This is a genomic window from Bhargavaea massiliensis, assembly GCF_050480245.1.
Classification (GTDB): Bacteria; Bacillota; Bacilli; order Bacillales; family Anoxybacillaceae; genus Anoxybacillus.
In genome coordinates this window covers 12,595-27,975 of sequence record NZ_JBCNEQ010000083.1, presented here as the reverse complement: position 1 = coordinate 27,975, position 15,381 = coordinate 12,595, and the positions used below count along the sequence as shown (strand labels likewise).

Genomic DNA, 15,381 nt, shown 5'->3' with positions numbered 1-15,381 from the left:
CTTTAAAAATCGATATTTGAAAAACCATCGTTGCCAAAAAACGAAGATTGATCCACGAGATCGTACGTAATTTCCTCATCTGCATCATGACGCAATTCAATAATATAGTCAAAATCATCAAGTTTATATTCTGTATGTCTTACAAAAATATCCGGATGCTCAATCACTTTCGTCGCCGGTAGACGCATTAGCTCACGAATAAGTTGCCAATGCCGCTCGTTTGATCGACGTGTAGATACAATTCCATCAATGATAAATACATTGTTTTCGCTATACTCATCTTCAATGAGCTGACTGCGAATCGTTTGTTTAATTAATGTAGAAGAAACAAACAGCCAACGTTTATTTGCGCATACACTTGCGGCTACAATCGATTCCGTCTTTCCGACGCGCGGCATGCCGCGAATCCCAATTAACTTATGTCCCTCTTGCTTAAACAGCTCGGCCATAAAATCGACGAGCAAACCTAATTCGTCTCGAACAAACCGAAACGTTTTTTTATCATCAGCGTCGCGCTGAATGTAACGTCCATGTCGAACAGCGAGACGATCTCGTAACTTCGGTTCACGTAATTTCGTTACTGTAATATCTTCCATCGTCGCTAAAATCGATTGAAGACGCTCAATTTGCTCCTGACTTTTGCATAGCAAAAGCATGCCGCGTCGTGAATCATCTACCCCATTAATCGTAACAATGTTAATGGAAAGCATGCCAAGAAGTGATGCAATATCCCCTAACAATCCTGGGCGGTTTATATGTATTTCATATTCTAAATACCATTCTTTTTTTTCCATATACCCCTTCTCCCCTTTACATTACACGATGCGATCATTTAAGCAACGCTTTGTCGAAACACACATGTATGTTTATTTTACCATTTGAATGCGAGAATGAAAAGAATGGACGATTGTTTTTTGTGAACAGGTAAACATAGTAAAAACAAGCTGGCGGATGGCACCAGCTTGCTTTGTCGCTTATTTATTTTGCACAAGTTTTATCATCATGTTCGCAATCGCACGTTGCTCTTGCTCATTTGCTACATGCCATAAATCAGCAAGTACACGCTCCTCTGGATTTTTCGGATCGACTTGCTTCGCTAAATAATCTCCAATCTGATAAGCAATATCCGAAATGACTTGCTGATTCATTCCTTGCTCTTCCGCTTGATGAAGGCGATCGGCCAAAAAGCTTTTCCATTGTTCAAAATTATCAAGAACAGACATATGCAAACCTCCTTGAAATTCTCTTCAAGAGCAGTTTGCCTCACAACACAAAAAGTATGCTCGTTTAACAATACCAACCGCCATTTACAGATAAAATTTGTCCCGTAATATATGACGCATGATCAGAAATTAAAAAGGATACAGCTTTTGCAACATCTTCTGGCTTTCCAATTCGTCCAAGCGGAATATCTTCAGTTAGCGCCTCTAACTCTTCTTCAGTAAACTCATGAAGCATCGGTGTATCAATCGCTCCAGGAGCAATCGCATTTACTCGTATACCGCTTGGAGCAACTTCTTTAGCCAATGCTTTGACAAACGTATTTTGTGCACCTTTCACCATAGAATATAGCACTTCACATGATGCACCTGTTAACCCCCAAATTGATGAAATGACAACAATTTGTCCACGACGCTGTTGGATCATAGATGGAAGCAGCCGTTTTGTCAATAAAAACGGACTTGTTACATGCAATTGCACCATTCGCTCTACTTGTTCGTCAGCCATATCCGTCATCAATCCATAAGCACTCATCCCACTATTATGAACGATCACGTCAATCGGGTGGAAAATGGAAGATACTAACACATCTACCCCTGAAGGATGGGATAAATCTGATTGGATGGCATATGTTTTTGTTGATAGTTCTTTCATTAAAGATTGGATGGATTGCTCATTTTTATAGTAATGCAAATACAAGCCATATCCATCTTTAGCAAGCTGGCGAACAATTTCTCGACCGATCCCTCCGCTTGCTCCTGTAATTAACGCATATTTCATCTCACTTCACCTTTTCGGAACAACTTGACATACAGCAAACTGTTCGCGCACAAAACATTCGCGAGCCACTGTATTTAAATCTTCACATGTTAATGATTGTAACGTTTTAACAACATCAAATAAACTCATATGATGAAACGCATAACGAGTAAACTGATTTGCAATATATTCAAGCGAGTTTAACGAACGTAAAAACGTCCCGATCTTTTTTCTTTTCATTCGTTCCACTTGCTTATCATCAATAACATCAAACTGCAAAAGAATACGTTGAATTTCTTCTGCTAATTTGTCGGGTTGCGATGTGTCGCCACCAATTAAACCAAACCCAAAGTCCCCTTCCTCCGTATAGTCGACCATAAATGTTTCATCAATTAATCCTTGTTGATATAACCGTTCGTAATGTGGAGAGCTTTTTCCAAACAAATAATCGAGCAATAAACTAATGGCCCATTCATGTTTTAATTTTTCTTGCCCTGTTGTACATACATGTTTTGCTTTTACGCCAACTAAACATTTCGATGTTTGCACGTTCATTTCAATCACGTGTTTCTCACGAGCAACATGAGCCGGTTCTTCGTAGTGAAATCGCTCAATCGTTGTTTGTGGGCGAAACGTTTTTTTCGCTTGATTTGCCCGAATTTGTTCAAGCGTCGCCAATGGATCAATCGGACCTGTAACAAATAGCAACATGTTGCTTGGATGATAAAACGTTTCATAACATTCATATAACAAGTCTTTCGTAATATGCGAAATAGACTCTACCGTTCCTGCAATATCAATTTTTACAGGATGGTTGTGATACATGCTTTCAATTGTTCCAAAATATAAACGCCAATCTGGATTATCGTCATACATACGAATTTCTTGAGCGATGATCCCTTTTTCTTTTTCAACGGTCTGCTCCGTAAAATATGGATCTTGCACGAAATTAAGTAACGTTTCTAAATTGTTTTCTACATTTGTTGTGCTAGAAAATAAATAGGCTGTACGTGTAAACGATGTAAAAGCATTCGCAGATGCTCCTTGTTTGCTGAACGTTTGAAATACATCACCGTCTTCTTTTTCAAACAATTTATGCTCTAAAAAATGGGCGATACCATCCGGCACTTTTTTCATACTCGTTTTTCCATATGGAGTAAAATAGTTATCCACTGAACCGTATTTCGTTGTAAACGTTGCATATGTTTTGTTAAATTCCTTCTTCGGTAAAATGTAAACATCTAGTCCGTTGTTTAGCCGCTCATAAAACAATTGTTCTTCTAATTGATCATATTGAATCACCTTCATTGTTTCTCACCGTCCTTTTCTGTTAAAAAATAAATCGTATCTAATTCAATCTTTTCTCCGATGCGAACAATATCTTCACGCGTCACTTTTTCAATCCCTTCTAGCCACTCATCTAATGGACGTTGCCGTGTTGCCATGACGTTATGATAAGAGATCTCAATCATTCCACGTGCTGTATCAACCGTTTCTAATAGTTGATTACGAATGACTGCTTTTGTTTGAATGATTTCCTCATCGCTAAATTGCCCGGTGCGCATCGCCTCCGCCTGAGCATGAATAATTTCAAGCGCACGATTATAGTTGCTCGGCTCAATCCCTGCCATCACCATCATCATCCCTTGGTGACTTTCGATGCGTGAAGCTGCATAATAAGCTAAACTTGCCTTTTCACGCACATGGATAAACAATTTCGAATGTGCAAAGCCGCCAAATATTCCATTCCATACTTGTAGCGCATCGTAATCGACGTCGTTATATGTGATATTTGTTCGATAACCAAGATGCAGTTTCCCTTGCTTCACATCTTGTTTTTCTACAACTTCTTGCACATGTGTTCGTTTAGGCAAGGATGAAGTTGAAGTCGAACGAGATGGACGAGCAGCAAGCGGAAAACGTTCAGCAACATCGTGTTCTACATCAGCTAACATCACATCACCAACAATGTATAAGTCTATTTCATCGTGTTTCAACATGTACTCATAATGTTCATACAAACGTTTGGCGTCAATCGGATCAACATTTTGAAGTTTACCGTGAACATCGAGTGCATAAGGCGAACCTTTATACATTTCTTCAATGAGTCGATGTTGAGCATATCGCATTTTATCATCAAACAATGATTGTATTTTTTGTTTTAAAGCACGTTTCTCTTGCTCAACGATCGAAACAGAAAACCCACCTTGCTCGGTAAGGGGACGAAACAACATGTCGCTTAATAACGTCAGCGCATCCCGTAACAATGGGGATGTGCCACCTAAAAACTTTTCGTTTGCAATATCCATACGAATGGTAATGATATGATGTTCTCCTTTTTTAGCTAAATCGACTTGTAACGTTGCGCCATATAATTCATCTAAATATGTACGTAACGCTCCCATCGAAGGATGTCGCTCTGTTGCGCTTTGTAGCACGTATGGAATCATAGCCCGCATCGTTACATCTTGCTCACATAGTGGCGCTTTCATTTTCAACACGAGCGTATTCGTTTTATATTTTTTTGTTGGAATCACATGAAGACGAAGACCGCCTATTTCTTTTACTTCTTCTTGAAACATACAATCACTCCTTTTTATTTATAGCCTCGACATTTTTTGCGCCTCTTATCCGTTAAATAAATCTGATGATAAATAACGTTCGCCTGTATCTGGCGCCATACAAAGCACACGTGCATCATGCGGAAGAGATCGAGCTACTTGAACCGCACAAAAAGCAGCCGCTCCACCTGAGGCCCCAACTAAAATCCCTTCTTCTGCTGCTAACCTTCTTGCCATCATTTGTGCTTCTTCATCTTTGATAAGTAAAATGTCATCATAAACATTTTGATTTAAAATGGACGGGATAAATCCTGGACCTGTTCCTGGAATTTTATGCGGCCCCGGTTGTCCACCTGATAGTACAGGAGATCCATACGGTTCAATAACATAAATACGCAAGTTAGGAAATCGTTTCTTCAACTCCTCCCCTGTTCCCGTCACAGTTCCTCCTGTTCCCGCAGTCAGTACAAACGCATCAATTCCGTCTGGAAACGCCTCGATCATTTCAAGTGCCGTGCTTACGCGATGGGCATCTGGATTTGCCTCATTTTCAAATTGCATCGGAATAAAGCTGTATGGAACACATTCAGCGAGCCGATACGCTTTATCGATGGCGCCTTGCATGCGCAAAGAAGCAGGAGTCAAGTGCACTTCCGCTCCATATGCTTTTAATAAATTGACACGTTCCTTTGTCGCATTATCTGGCATTGTGATGATGCAGCGATAACCTTTTGCTGCGCATACCATCGCTAACCCAATTCCTGTATTCCCTGATGTTGGTTCAATGATTGTGCTTTGAAAAGGGACAATTTTACCTTCTTGTTCTGCTCGCTCAATCATTCGTCTAGCCGCCCGATCTTTTACACTTCCACCTGGGTTAAACGATTCAAGTTTGATATATACACTTGCGCCATTTTGGAAAACGACACGATTGAGCTTCACAATTGGTGTATTGCCGATCAAATGTACAATCGAATGATATACTTTCACCATTCTTCCCTTCTTTCCACGCTAAATCTTTTTCCTATTTTACTACATACTGAGCACAGAATGTTGTCGAAATGTTTGAATGGAACGAGAAAATATAATAGAATACTTATCAGGGTATAAAAATGTAGAAAGATGAACGGATATGAAAAAGTGGGTCATATGTTTATTGATGACATTAGTTGCGGTAAGCGGATGCGCACAAAATCACTATACGAACATTTCTGTCGATGAGGCGACAAACATGATTGAGAAAGGGAATGTCGTTATTCTCGATGTGCGCACGGAAGAAGAATACGCTTCCGGACATATTCCAGGCGCTATGTTACTTCCTTTACAGCAACTTCAAGAGCGCATGAATGAGCTAAAAAAGATGAGACATATATCGTCGTTTGCCGTTTAGGCAATCGTTCAGCGCAAGCAAGCAAACTGCTTGTAAAAGAAGGTTTCACAAATATATACAATATGAATGGCGGAATGAACGAGTGGAAAGGTGAAGTTGAAAAATAGGAGAACATTCTCCTATTTTTCAAATAAAAACAACATTCGTTTCTCTTTTTCATCCCATATGAGCGCAGCATCAAATGTGCTTTCTCCCTTTTTAAATCCTTTGATAACGTTCGTTTTTCCTTCTGCTAATAATTTTTTGACGTTTGTTTGTGAAATAGATTTCCCTAAAATCTTTTTTGAAATGGTAAATGGACACTTTGTTTTCGCATAGTTGATGCATCCGTAAAACGAGCCTTTATCCACAACGGAGCCCCCACAAAGCTTACACGCCCCAACAATTGTTCCTCTTGTCGCTTTTTTCTTCCGCTGAATCGAAGCGATATCGAGTCCTTCAAACGACCAGCGATGAGCCATGTGCACCGCATCGGTTACAATTTTCGTTGCTAATTTTTTCACTTGCTCCATAAACGCTGTGGCCGATGCTTTTTCTTCGCCAATTTCACTTAACCGTTGCTCCCACTTTGCGGTCATTTCCGGTGATGCCAAAATGTGTGGCCCAATTGCCTCAATTAATACTTTTCCTTTATCTGTTACATATACTTGATTGTTTTTTATTTCAATATAGTGTCGTTGTTTTAACGTTGTAATAATCGAAGCGCGAGTTGCCTCAGTTCCAAGCCCCTCCGTTTTTGCTAATACTTTTTCTAATTGCTCGTCATCTAAAAATTTTCCCGCCGTTTTCATTAATGTAATTAATTCCCCTTCGGTATATCGTTTTGGCGGCTGTGTTTTTCCTTCTTTCACAAATACATCATATACCGTTCCTTTTTCTCCACTTTGTACATTCGGTAAAAGTTGTACATCATCATCTTGTGACATAAGGACGTCCCGCCATCCTGCTTGTATTTGTTTCTTTCCTTTTGAAATAAAGCGAGCACGTCCATCGACAACGGTTACAATCGTTGTATAATCAAATATAGCTTCTTCACTATGAGCAGCAATTAATCTCCGAACGACAAGGTCGTAAATATTTCGCTCATCCTGACTTAACTTTGTCAAATTCGGCACTTGTTCAGTTGGAATAATGGCATAATGATCTGTTACCTTCTTTTCGTTTACATAACGTTTATTATGTAAAATTGATTCATGAACAAGCGGAAAATAAGGAGCATACTCTTCCTTTTGTGAAAGTTGTTTTAAGATATGTCGAAATGTTTCTGCTTCTCCTTTTGTTACATATTGTGAATCGGAGCGAGGATATGATACATACCCTTTTTGGTATAGTTTTTGTAATATATCCAACGTTTTTTGTGGTGAATATTTAAATCGTTTGTTCGCTGTTGCTTGCAATGTCGATAAATTAAACAAAAGCGGCGGTAAAAATGTTTTTCGTTCACATGTGACTTCCACTACTTCTACTTGTTTTTGTTTACAAAATGTGCACACTTTTTTAGCAAGTTGCTCGTCATATGTACGCGTCTCGTTTTCGTGCCACCACTTTCCTTCATATCGCTTTCCGTTCACATCAAATGTAGCAACAACTTCCCAAAACGACTCCGGGCGAAACTGTTCAATTTCTTTTTCTCTCCTCACAATAAGAGCAAGCGTTGGTGTTTGAACACGTCCGACAGAAAACACGTCATTCATTCCTTTTTGCTTCAATAAAATCGTATAAACTCTTGATGCATTCATCCCAACGAGCCAATCCGCACACGCACGCGCATACGCTTCCTCGTACAAAGGACGCGTTTGTTTTTCGTCTAACAACTGACGAAATCCTTGTTCAATCGCCTTCGGTGTTAACGATGAAATCCAAAGCCGCTTAATCGGCTTTTTTACACCGCTCATATAAATGATGTTACGAACGATCAATTCCCCTTCTCGCCCTGCGTCACCCGCATGAATAATTTCTGTCACTTCTTGCTTATGAAGCAATTGTTTAATGACTGTAAATTGCTTTGCTTTTTTGCGATCTACTTCATATTGAAAACGTGTTGGAATGATTGGCAACGTATCAATAGTCCATCGCTTCCAACTTGCTTCATACTTTTCCGGAGAGGCTAATTCAAATAAATGACCAACCGCCCACGTCATATAAGCTCCTTTCGGAAACAACTCATTTGGTAAAATTTCAATATACCCATCTCTTTTTTTCGTTTGAAAAATAGATGCAAGTGTCATCCCTTGGTCATGTTTTTCAGCAATAATCACTTTCATTTTCCCCACCCCTTGACGAAAAGAAACCTGCTCGCTAATTGAGCAGGTCATTTGGCAGCTTCTGTCGCATACTTTTTTCATTGCGCCCAGGCATCAGTAATAACTTTGATATTGGACGCACCACATAACACATGATCTTAATAACAAGCCATATACATCTAAACTCAATAAACGCACTTATAGCTTTTCTTTGTATAATTATTATAACACAAATTACATAAGAGAACGAAAATGAGCATTCATTTGTCCCCTTCGCATGTTTTCTCGAATTTCTTTCATCATTTCATAGCGAATTTCTTTTGTTTGGACCCCTTCTTCACGCTTATTTGCAATCTCAACGAGCCATTCGACATCAGCGAAAGAATACTTTCTCGTCCCTTTCGATCGATCTGGAAAAATCAGTTGACGCTCTTCATAATAACGAATTTGCCTGGGTGACAAACCTGTTAACTCGCTCACAATACCAATGGAAATGACTTTTTTATGCTTATACGAATCCATCCTCATCCCCTCTTATATATGTTATTTTTTATAACACAATCATACACTATTTAAAGGAATTTTACATGTTTTTTATTATAAAAGTTAACATTTCATCTTTATGTGTTAGAAAAAGTAACAAAAAGAATGTTCAAAATAAAAAAAATGTATATAATGATCAGTAAAAGAGAGATGGAGGGAAGAGAAAGATGGGAAAACTACTGCAAACAGCCATGGAGCAAAAACAGTTTTACATTGGCAAACTTATAAAAGCGGGAGAAATTAATGCATCTCAATTTCATCATTGGACAGTAGCTGAACTTCGCCGCAAATATGAACAATATGAGGAGGGAGCGTATGGAAAAGAAAGCAATTGATCTGGCTAAACAAATTATCGAACTCGATTTACAGCGAGATGCAATGTTTGAACAACTTCTAGAACTCCTCGGCGATCGGGCCCATGAGATATTGAGATTTATACAAAACAAGTATTAAAGGCTCTTGTCACTAGCAAGAGCCTTTAATACTCATATACGTATGGCTGTTCTGGCTCATTCACAACGGTGACACTTGGCTTTGTGATTACAGGGACAAGCCTCTGCCTGTACATCGTTTCATCAATTGCTTGTGCAAGCACTTTTGTGTCAAAAATCACAACAGATACAGCGTTGCACGCTTGTCGATAAGCGGAAAGGGTGGCTTTCAATACTTCTGCTTGTTCCGCTGTTGGGTAAATTTTGATTTTGGCTGTTAACGTCATGTCCATTTGTCTCACCTCTCTTTCACTAAATATATTTTTGGACGTTGGTCACTGTTGTCGAACTGCTGGCTGCCGGCAGCTTTCTGAACTATTGGGTTCCGTCTGCGCCGTTATGGTTGCTTACCCTCCTGTGCTTTTGCGGAAACACCGATGATGATTCGTTAGTTGGCCGGCGACAGCTCGTCTTCGGTCACCCATTTGTGGTTGGTCACTTTTTGACCAGTTTCCGTATCGGTGTAATCGATCATATACACCGTCGTTTGTTTCGCCGAATCAATGACTGCTTTGGCCCTTTTCATCCCTTCCATGTGATCGGCATTCAAGACGACTTCATCGCCCGGCTGGAACGGTTTGTCTCCGGCGTTTTCGATTTCTTCGTGAATGACCCATTTATGGTTTTTCACTGGGTCCCCGCCTGTAGTTGGGGTGTATGTGACCGTATAGACGATCGTGTCAAAGGCACCGGTGACAGTCGCCTTGGCTCCATCCATTCCCGGCATATGGTCGGCATGGATGATGACTTGGCTTCCAACCGGATACTTTGGTTGTTTCGCCTCCTTCAATCCGGCCGGCACCTCTTTGGAGCCCGAGTGATTCATTCCTTCATGCCCGGTGTGAGAAGCTGTGTGTTCCTTTGGCGCTTTGTTGTCGTTGGCACCGGTGCAGGCCGATAACAAGAGCGCTGCCATAACTGAAGTTGTTCCCAATAACATTTTCCAGTTTTTCATCGTTTTCACCCTCCTTGCCTTGTTAGCATACCGGACATTTGTGCAGATTTTGTGGAGATGGCCTTGGATTTGCCGCTAAAGGCCGTATGGCGCCTAGGCTGACTGTCCTTTTGGGCGGGGGCCGTTTCACCCTGCTGCTTTTTGCCCTATCTTTCGCCAGACGAACCACAAAAGAACGATCGATGCAACAGCGAGCATCAGTTTGCCTGCCCAGGCGGCCTCGAGGACTTGCGCCCTTCCCATTTGTAGCCGACGCCCCAGACCGTCTGCAAATAGTCGTCCACTGGGAACCCCGCTTTCCGCAATTTTTCGCGGATGTTTTTCATGTGGGAGTCAACGGTCCTCTCTTCCGTATCAGCGAGATAGCCCCATAGCGATGCGATGATTTGCCCGCGGCTGAACACCTGATTCGGGTGCTTTAACAGCAGCCCCAAAATGGCAAATTCTTTCGGCGTCAACGCAATCGGCTTATCTTCGTAGCGGATCGTATGTTCCTCTTCGTCCCATACAAGCCCGGCCGCGCGAATGGCGGAACGACCGCCAGCTGTACGGCGCAGCACCGCTTCAATGCGAGCAAGCAGTTCCGCCTCGTCAAACGGTTTCGTCACATAATCGTCCGCTCCGATTTTCAATCCTTGGACAATATCCGCCGTCTCATCGCGAGCGGTGACCATCATGATCGGCACATTCGAAAACGATCGAATGCGGCGGCACGTTTCCCATCCGTCGAGTTCTGGCATCATGACATCAAGTAGCACCAAATCGGCGTGATGGCGCCGCAAATAGTCAATGGCTTCCGCCCCTGAACGCCGTTTCACGCAACGGTAGCCGTTCGGCGCTAAATACAATTCCAATAAATCGAGCATCCGCTCTTCATCATCAACCAACAGCAAGGTATACATCATTATCCCTCCGGCAGCGTAATGAGGATGGTCGTTCCTTTTCCTTGTTCGCTTCGAGCAGCGATCGTTCCCCCGTGCGCCTCGACGATTTCTTTGGCAATCGCCAAACCGAGTCCGGTCCCGCCGCTTGTCCGCGACCGCGATTTGTCAACCCGATAAAACCGCTCGAAAATCCGGGGCACATCTTCCAGCGGAATGCCGGTTCCTTCATCGGATACGGCAATGACGATTCCTTGCTTTTGAAGGTGAACGGCGACGGCCACCGTCGTGCCAGAAAACGCGTACTTTCGTGCATTGTCAAGCACATTGATCATCACTTGCTCGAACCGTTGCCGATCAATCGCAGCCATGACCGAACCGGGGCACTGGTACACAAGCGACAACGATTTTTCCTGAAACGCGGGGCGCAGTTTTTCACACAATTTTGTCAAAAACGAACAAAGCATTCCGAGTTTCCATGACAGTTTTCGCACGGATTCCTCTCCTCATCCATCAAGTCCGAGTGTCATTTCAATTTTACTATTTTATTTGGCAAATGTGCAGAAAGTGTGGAGATGCAGCTTTGCGCCACGCCAAGGCGCCTTGTCCCGCCAAGGAGACAAACCTTGACGGATGCGTCTTTTTCCTTCTTCCTTTATACTTAAGAAGCAGACTATGCTCATGTAGAGACGACAGAAAGGGGTTTATCGATGAAATCGCTCGTGTTAGCGGAAAAGCCGAGCGTCGCCCGCGACATCGCCCGCGTGCTCGGTTGCAAGCAAGCACATAAACATTATTTTGAAGGAAAGCAGCACATTGTCACCTGGGCACTCGGCCATTTAGTGGAGCTGAAGATGCCGGAAGACTACGACCGAAAATACGAAACATGGCGGCTGGAGGACTTGCCGATCATCCCAAAGAAAATGGGCTTGAAAGTCATTCGGCAAACAAGCCACCAGTTTCGCGCCATTGAACGGTTGGCGAAACGACCGGATGTGAAAGATGTCATCATCGCGACCGACGCGGGCCGCGAGGGGGAACTGGTGGCGCGCTGGATTTTAGAGATGATCGGTTGGACGAAGCCGATTTGGCGGCTATGGATTTCGTCGCAAACCGACCGCGCCATCCGCGACGGCTTCCGCCAACTCAAGCCCGGGGTGCAGTTTGAACGCCTGTATCAATCAGCCGTCTGCCGCGCGGAAGCCGACTGGCTGATTGGGTTAAACGTCTCGCGCGCCTTGACGACCAAATACAACGATCCGCTCTCAGCCGGGCGGGTGCAGACGCCGACGCTTGCGATGATCATCGAGCGCGAACGCGAGATCCAATCGTTCGTTCCCGTGCCATATTGGACAATTCGGGCCAAGATCGGGTCCATCACAGCCGTATGGGAGCGGCATGGCGGACATCGTCTGTTTGACCAAGACGAGGCCAACCGGCTGATGACTCATCTCAAAGGCCAGCCGGCGCGCGTCACATCGATCAAACGGAAACGAAAAAGCGAGTCCGCCCCGTTGCCGTATGACTTGACCGAACTGCAGCGGGACGCAAACAAGCGGTTTGGCTTTTCGGCGAAAAAGACGCTCTCGGTGTTGCAGCGACTGTACGAACAACACAAGCTTGTCACGTACCCGCGCACCGATTCGCGTTATTTGCCAAGCGATATGGAAGCGACGATGACCGAGCGGTTGTTGGCGATGAAATCCGGTTATGAGGACGTCATCGTTCCGCTTCTCGCCAAAGGCAAAGCCAAAGCAGCCAAGCGGGTATTTAACGATGACAAAGTAACCGATCATCACGCCATCGTTCCAACGGATGAGCGGCTCGACCTTAGCAGGCTGTCCACTGATGAGCGCAAGCTGTATGATCTCATCGCCCGCCGTTTTTTGGCGCTTTTCTACCCGCCGCATGAATCCGAAACGACGACAGCCGTCTTTGACATCGGCGGCGAAACGTTTGTCGCCAAGGAGACGGTGGTTGTCAACGCCGGATTTCAAGCCGTTCTCAGCAAAGAAGACAACAAGGCCCAACCAACGTTGTTGCATCTCGCGGAAGGCCAGACGCCCCCATCAGTGCAACTTGAGCTGGAACAATCGTTCACGGAACCGCCTGCCCGTTATTCGGAAGCTGACTTGCTCGCGCAAATGGAGAAATATGGGCTCGGCACGCCGGCGACAAGAGCGGACATCATCGAACGGCTGGTTGAAACCGAAGTGGTCGAGCGAAAAGACGGACGGTTTTATCCGACAAAAAAAGGGAAACAGCTGATTGAGCTCGTCAATGAAGAGCTGAAATCGCCGGAATTGACCGCCCGCTGGGAGCGGGAGCTGGAGGCGATCGCCCGCGGGAAAGGAAATCCACAACAATTTTTGGCCAACATCCGCCGGCAAACACAGCAGCTCGTTGCCGAAATTAAGCAAAGCGAGCAGGTATACAAAGCGCCAAACCTCACGAATCTGACGTGTCCAGAATGCGGCGCGCTTTTAAAAGAGCGGAAAACGAAAGACGGACGGATGCTTGTCTGCTCGAACTTAGCGTGCCGCTACCGCCGTCGGCGCGACCCGAAACTGTCGAACCGCCGTTGCCCGCAATGTCACCGGCGTATGGAAATGCATGAAGGAAAAGCAGGACTTTATTTCCAATGCCGCCCGTGCAATATTGTCGAAAAAGCGGACGAGACCAAACGCATCGCCGCAAAAGGAAGCGAACGGGCACTGCTGAAAAAATACAGCCCGGCCAACGAATCGTTTGGCACGAGTTTAGGGGAGCTGCTCAAGCAGGCGTTGAACGAAAAAAAGGAATGAGGTTGCCACACCGCGCTAGGGGCTAATGCCCCTGGCGGTTTCTTTTTCATCTTTGAATCTGAAACCTCCCTCTCATTGCCTCGTATATGTATATATAGATAAATCTATCGCAAAGGAGCGATCACGATGTTGAAAAAATGGCTAAAATCCCTTTTCGGCCATCCCCATCATCCGTCGCACTACCATAAACATTACAGCAGCAGCGACCACCATTATTACAACCCGACGTATCATTCGCACCACCACCCGTCCCAGTACGGGCATCATCACTACAAAAAGAAACATCATAGCGGCAGCTTCTTCTCAAGCTTTTTCGGCAGCTGATGAAACGGTTTTTTGAACGCCATCCGTTCGTTTCCCGCTGGGTTGATCGGTCGCATCGGGGCGGGAAGGTGCTTTTGGGTCGCTATGAAATCATCGAAGAGCTTGGGATGGGAAGCTACGGCATCGCCTACAAAGGGCGCGATCACCTGACAGGCCGTCTTGTCGTCATCAAACAAGCGCGGCGGACAAAAGGCGAAGACGGCCGCCGCTTGCTTCAGCGCGAAGCTGACGTGCTCGCCCACCTGCGCCACCCGCAAATTCCGAGGCTGTACGATCGGTTTGTGGAGCGCGGACAGCCGCATCTCGTGATGGAGTATATCGACGGAGAAACGGTGGAAGACCAGATTTTCGAGCTGGAAGCCAAGTACACGGAACAAGAGGCGTTTCGATTGTTAAAGAAGGTGCTTGAGGTCGTCCGGCACGTCCATGCTTTCGGCATCGTCCACCGCGATTTGCGCATCCCGAACATCATTTGGCGCGATGGAACGGCGGCGATCATCGATTTCGGCTTGGCCTGCCGCATCGGCGAACCGGTGGATTTCCGCGATGACGACCCGCTTGAGAAACGGCTGCGGCGCGAACCGCATCCACGAAGCGATTTCTATGCCCTTGGACACTTCACCTTGTTTTTATTGTATTCTGCCTATGAACCGACAAGTGACGAGGAAAAAAGCTGGGAAGAAGAGCTCGATTTATCGCCAAACGCTCGTCGGATCTTGCGGAAAATGCTGCAGCTGGATGCGCCGTATGACCATGTTGACGAGTTGATCGACGACGTGGATCAGTTGCTCGCAGAACCCATCCGGAATCAAGCAGGAGCGCTTTGACGCTTGATCGCACCGTTCCCCGACCAGCCACCCCTTTTCCCCATTTGGAAAGGGGGCTGTTTCATTTGAGGCGAAGTGAAAACAAAATACGCCCCGTTTCTCGCTGATGGAGAAACAGGGCACAACGCTCTTTTGGCACTGCCGCTCGCGCCGTCGGTGACAATCGCAGCTTTTCCGTTCAGCCTCACGTTCTCCCGCCTTTCCTTTTCTTCCGGATGAATCCGTTTTCAAAACACTGTATACCAACCGGTTGGTATGTGATTGCTTTTATTATACAATGATTTCTAATATTTGAAACATTTTTATTGACTTGATCAAGAAGTTTCTCCTGTTGCGGCGGAAGGGAAAGGAGGCTTTTTCCATTTGTATCGCCTCTCCAAAC

The 15,381-nt window shown here is 44.7% G+C and carries 15 protein-coding genes and 3 pseudogenes; 6 read left to right on the top strand and 12 right to left on the bottom strand.

The genetic code is table 11. From position 1 onward, the window contains the following. Nucleotides 1-2: 2 nt before the first annotated feature. From ABEV15_RS13725 to cysK, 6 genes are all read right to left on the bottom strand, one after another. Nucleotides 3-794: a DUF3388 domain-containing protein gene (locus ABEV15_RS13725; RefSeq protein WP_498853521.1), complete on the bottom strand. Its 792-nt coding sequence runs from the start codon at nt 792-794 to the stop codon at nt 3-5. A gap of 180 nt (nt 795-974) precedes the next feature. After that, entirely contained in the window at nt 975-1,223 is a 249-nt protein-coding gene (locus ABEV15_RS13720; protein WP_429632293.1) for a DUF3243 domain-containing protein, read from the bottom strand. Between the two features lie 64 nt (nt 1,224-1,287). After that, nucleotides 1,288-2,001 (bottom strand): elongation factor P 5-aminopentanone reductase, encoded by a 714-nt coding sequence (gene ymfI / locus ABEV15_RS13715; protein ID WP_429632291.1) that lies wholly within the window; start codon nt 1,999-2,001, stop codon nt 1,288-1,290. A gap of 6 nt (nt 2,002-2,007) precedes the next feature. Then, nucleotides 2,008-3,288, bottom strand: coding sequence for an EF-P 5-aminopentanol modification-associated protein YfmH (gene yfmH / locus ABEV15_RS13710; RefSeq protein ID WP_429632289.1), 1,281 nt, complete (start codon nt 3,286-3,288; stop codon nt 2,008-2,010). Beyond that, on the bottom strand, nt 3,285-4,562 hold the full coding sequence (gene yfmF, locus ABEV15_RS13705) for an EF-P 5-aminopentanol modification-associated protein YfmF (RefSeq protein WP_498853520.1): 1,278 nt from the start codon (nt 4,560-4,562) through the stop codon (nt 3,285-3,287). The genes yfmH and yfmF overlap by 4 nt, the downstream gene beginning before the upstream one ends. Before the next feature lie 45 nt (nt 4,563-4,607). Then, nucleotides 4,608-5,531: a cysteine synthase A gene (gene cysK / locus ABEV15_RS13700; RefSeq protein ID WP_498853519.1), complete on the bottom strand. Its 924-nt coding sequence runs from the start codon at nt 5,529-5,531 to the stop codon at nt 4,608-4,610. Nucleotides 5,532-5,673: 142 nt separating this feature from the next. On the opposite strand from cysK, the pseudogene ABEV15_RS13695 reads away from it, so the two are divergent. Next, nucleotides 5,674-6,038: pseudogene (locus ABEV15_RS13695) on the top strand (rhodanese-like domain-containing protein). A gap of 12 nt (nt 6,039-6,050) precedes the next feature. Here ABEV15_RS13695 and ABEV15_RS13690 read toward each other — a convergent pair. Continuing rightward, entirely contained in the window at nt 6,051-8,195 is a 2,145-nt protein-coding gene (locus ABEV15_RS13690; protein ID WP_498853518.1) for a DNA topoisomerase III, read from the bottom strand. A gap of 213 nt (nt 8,196-8,408) precedes the next feature. Beyond that, complete coding sequence (locus ABEV15_RS13685; protein ID WP_498853517.1) at nt 8,409-8,696, bottom strand: MerR family transcriptional regulator; 288 nt, start codon at nt 8,694-8,696, stop codon at nt 8,409-8,411. A gap of 188 nt (nt 8,697-8,884) precedes the next feature. Here ABEV15_RS13685 and ABEV15_RS13680 point away from each other — a divergent pair, with 188 nt between their 5' ends. Beyond that, nucleotides 8,885-9,052 (top strand): hypothetical protein, encoded by a 168-nt coding sequence (locus ABEV15_RS13680; RefSeq protein ID WP_498853516.1) that lies wholly within the window; start codon nt 8,885-8,887, stop codon nt 9,050-9,052. Beyond that, nucleotides 9,033-9,170, top strand: a complete 138-nt coding sequence (ykzB, locus tag ABEV15_RS13675) for a protein YkzB (RefSeq protein ID WP_183248820.1) — start codon at nt 9,033-9,035, stop codon at nt 9,168-9,170. The genes ABEV15_RS13680 and ykzB overlap by 20 nt, the downstream gene beginning before the upstream one ends. Nucleotides 9,171-9,276: 106 nt before the next feature. On the opposite strand, the pseudogene ABEV15_RS13670 reads toward ykzB, so the two are convergent. The 4 genes and pseudogenes from ABEV15_RS13670 to ABEV15_RS13655 all read right to left on the bottom strand — a co-directional run. Next, nucleotides 9,277-9,441 (bottom strand): annotated as a pseudogene (locus ABEV15_RS13670) (helix-turn-helix domain-containing protein); the annotation flags it as partial. Between the two features lie 155 nt (nt 9,442-9,596). Beyond that, a complete protein-coding gene (locus ABEV15_RS13665; RefSeq protein ID WP_498853515.1) occupies nt 9,597-10,163 on the bottom strand; it encodes a YdhK family protein in 567 nt (188 codons plus the stop codon). Between the two features lie 197 nt (nt 10,164-10,360). Beyond that, nucleotides 10,361-11,065, bottom strand: coding sequence for a response regulator transcription factor (locus ABEV15_RS13660; protein ID WP_498853514.1), 705 nt, complete (start codon nt 11,063-11,065; stop codon nt 10,361-10,363). 2 nt (nt 11,066-11,067) lie between these two features. Continuing rightward, a pseudogene (locus tag ABEV15_RS13655) lies at nt 11,068-11,508 on the bottom strand (sensor histidine kinase); the annotation flags it as partial. Between the two features lie 246 nt (nt 11,509-11,754). Here ABEV15_RS13655 and ABEV15_RS13650 point away from each other — a divergent pair. The 3 genes from ABEV15_RS13650 (at nt 11,755) to ABEV15_RS13640 (ending at nt 14,999) form a co-directional block, all read left to right on the top strand. Then, a complete protein-coding gene (locus ABEV15_RS13650; RefSeq protein WP_498853513.1) occupies nt 11,755-13,848 on the top strand; it encodes a DNA topoisomerase III in 2,094 nt (697 codons plus the stop codon). A 126-nt stretch (nt 13,849-13,974) separates the two neighbouring features. Then, the gene (locus ABEV15_RS13645; RefSeq protein WP_011231182.1) at nt 13,975-14,172 is read left to right on the top strand and encodes a hypothetical protein; all 198 of its coding nucleotides are present in this window, start codon (nt 13,975-13,977) and stop codon (nt 14,170-14,172) included. After that, nucleotides 14,172-14,999 carry a serine/threonine protein kinase gene (locus ABEV15_RS13640; protein WP_498853512.1) on the top strand — a complete coding sequence of 276 codons (828 nt, stop codon included), beginning with the start codon at nt 14,172-14,174 and terminating at the stop codon, nt 14,997-14,999. Before ABEV15_RS13645 ends, ABEV15_RS13640 begins: the two co-directional genes overlap by 1 nt. Nucleotides 15,000-15,381 lie beyond the last annotated feature (382 nt).

Excerpts from the sequence above, each read along its gene's own strand:
- ABEV15_RS13650 (WP_498853513.1), top strand. The coding sequence starts at position 11,755 with ATGAAATCGCTCGTGTTAGCGGAAAAGCCGAGCGTCGCCCGCGACATC.
- ABEV15_RS13725 (WP_498853521.1), bottom strand. The coding sequence starts at position 794 with ATGGAAAAAAAAGAATGGTATTTAGAATATGAAATACATATAAACCGC.
- ABEV15_RS13660 (WP_498853514.1), bottom strand. The coding sequence starts at position 11,065 with ATGTATACCTTGCTGTTGGTTGATGATGAAGAGCGGATGCTCGATTTA.
- ABEV15_RS13685 (WP_498853517.1), bottom strand. The coding sequence starts at position 8,696 with ATGGATTCGTATAAGCATAAAAAAGTCATTTCCATTGGTATTGTGAGC.
- ykzB (WP_183248820.1), top strand. The coding sequence starts at position 9,033 with ATGGAAAAGAAAGCAATTGATCTGGCTAAACAAATTATCGAACTCGAT.
- ABEV15_RS13690 (WP_498853518.1), bottom strand. The coding sequence starts at position 8,195 with ATGAAAGTGATTATTGCTGAAAAACATGACCAAGGGATGACACTTGCA.
- ABEV15_RS13645 (WP_011231182.1), top strand. The coding sequence starts at position 13,975 with ATGTTGAAAAAATGGCTAAAATCCCTTTTCGGCCATCCCCATCATCCG.
- ABEV15_RS13680 (WP_498853516.1), top strand. The coding sequence starts at position 8,885 with ATGGGAAAACTACTGCAAACAGCCATGGAGCAAAAACAGTTTTACATT.
- ABEV15_RS13665 (WP_498853515.1), bottom strand. The coding sequence starts at position 10,163 with ATGAAAAACTGGAAAATGTTATTGGGAACAACTTCAGTTATGGCAGCG.
- yfmF (WP_498853520.1), bottom strand. The coding sequence starts at position 4,562 with ATGTTTCAAGAAGAAGTAAAAGAAATAGGCGGTCTTCGTCTTCATGTG.
- ymfI (WP_429632291.1), bottom strand. The coding sequence starts at position 2,001 with ATGAAATATGCGTTAATTACAGGAGCAAGCGGAGGGATCGGTCGAGAA.
- ABEV15_RS13720 (WP_429632293.1), bottom strand. The coding sequence starts at position 1,223 with ATGTCTGTTCTTGATAATTTTGAACAATGGAAAAGCTTTTTGGCCGAT.
- ABEV15_RS13640 (WP_498853512.1), top strand. The coding sequence starts at position 14,172 with ATGAAACGGTTTTTTGAACGCCATCCGTTCGTTTCCCGCTGGGTTGAT.
- yfmH (WP_429632289.1), bottom strand. The coding sequence starts at position 3,288 with ATGAAGGTGATTCAATATGATCAATTAGAAGAACAATTGTTTTATGAG.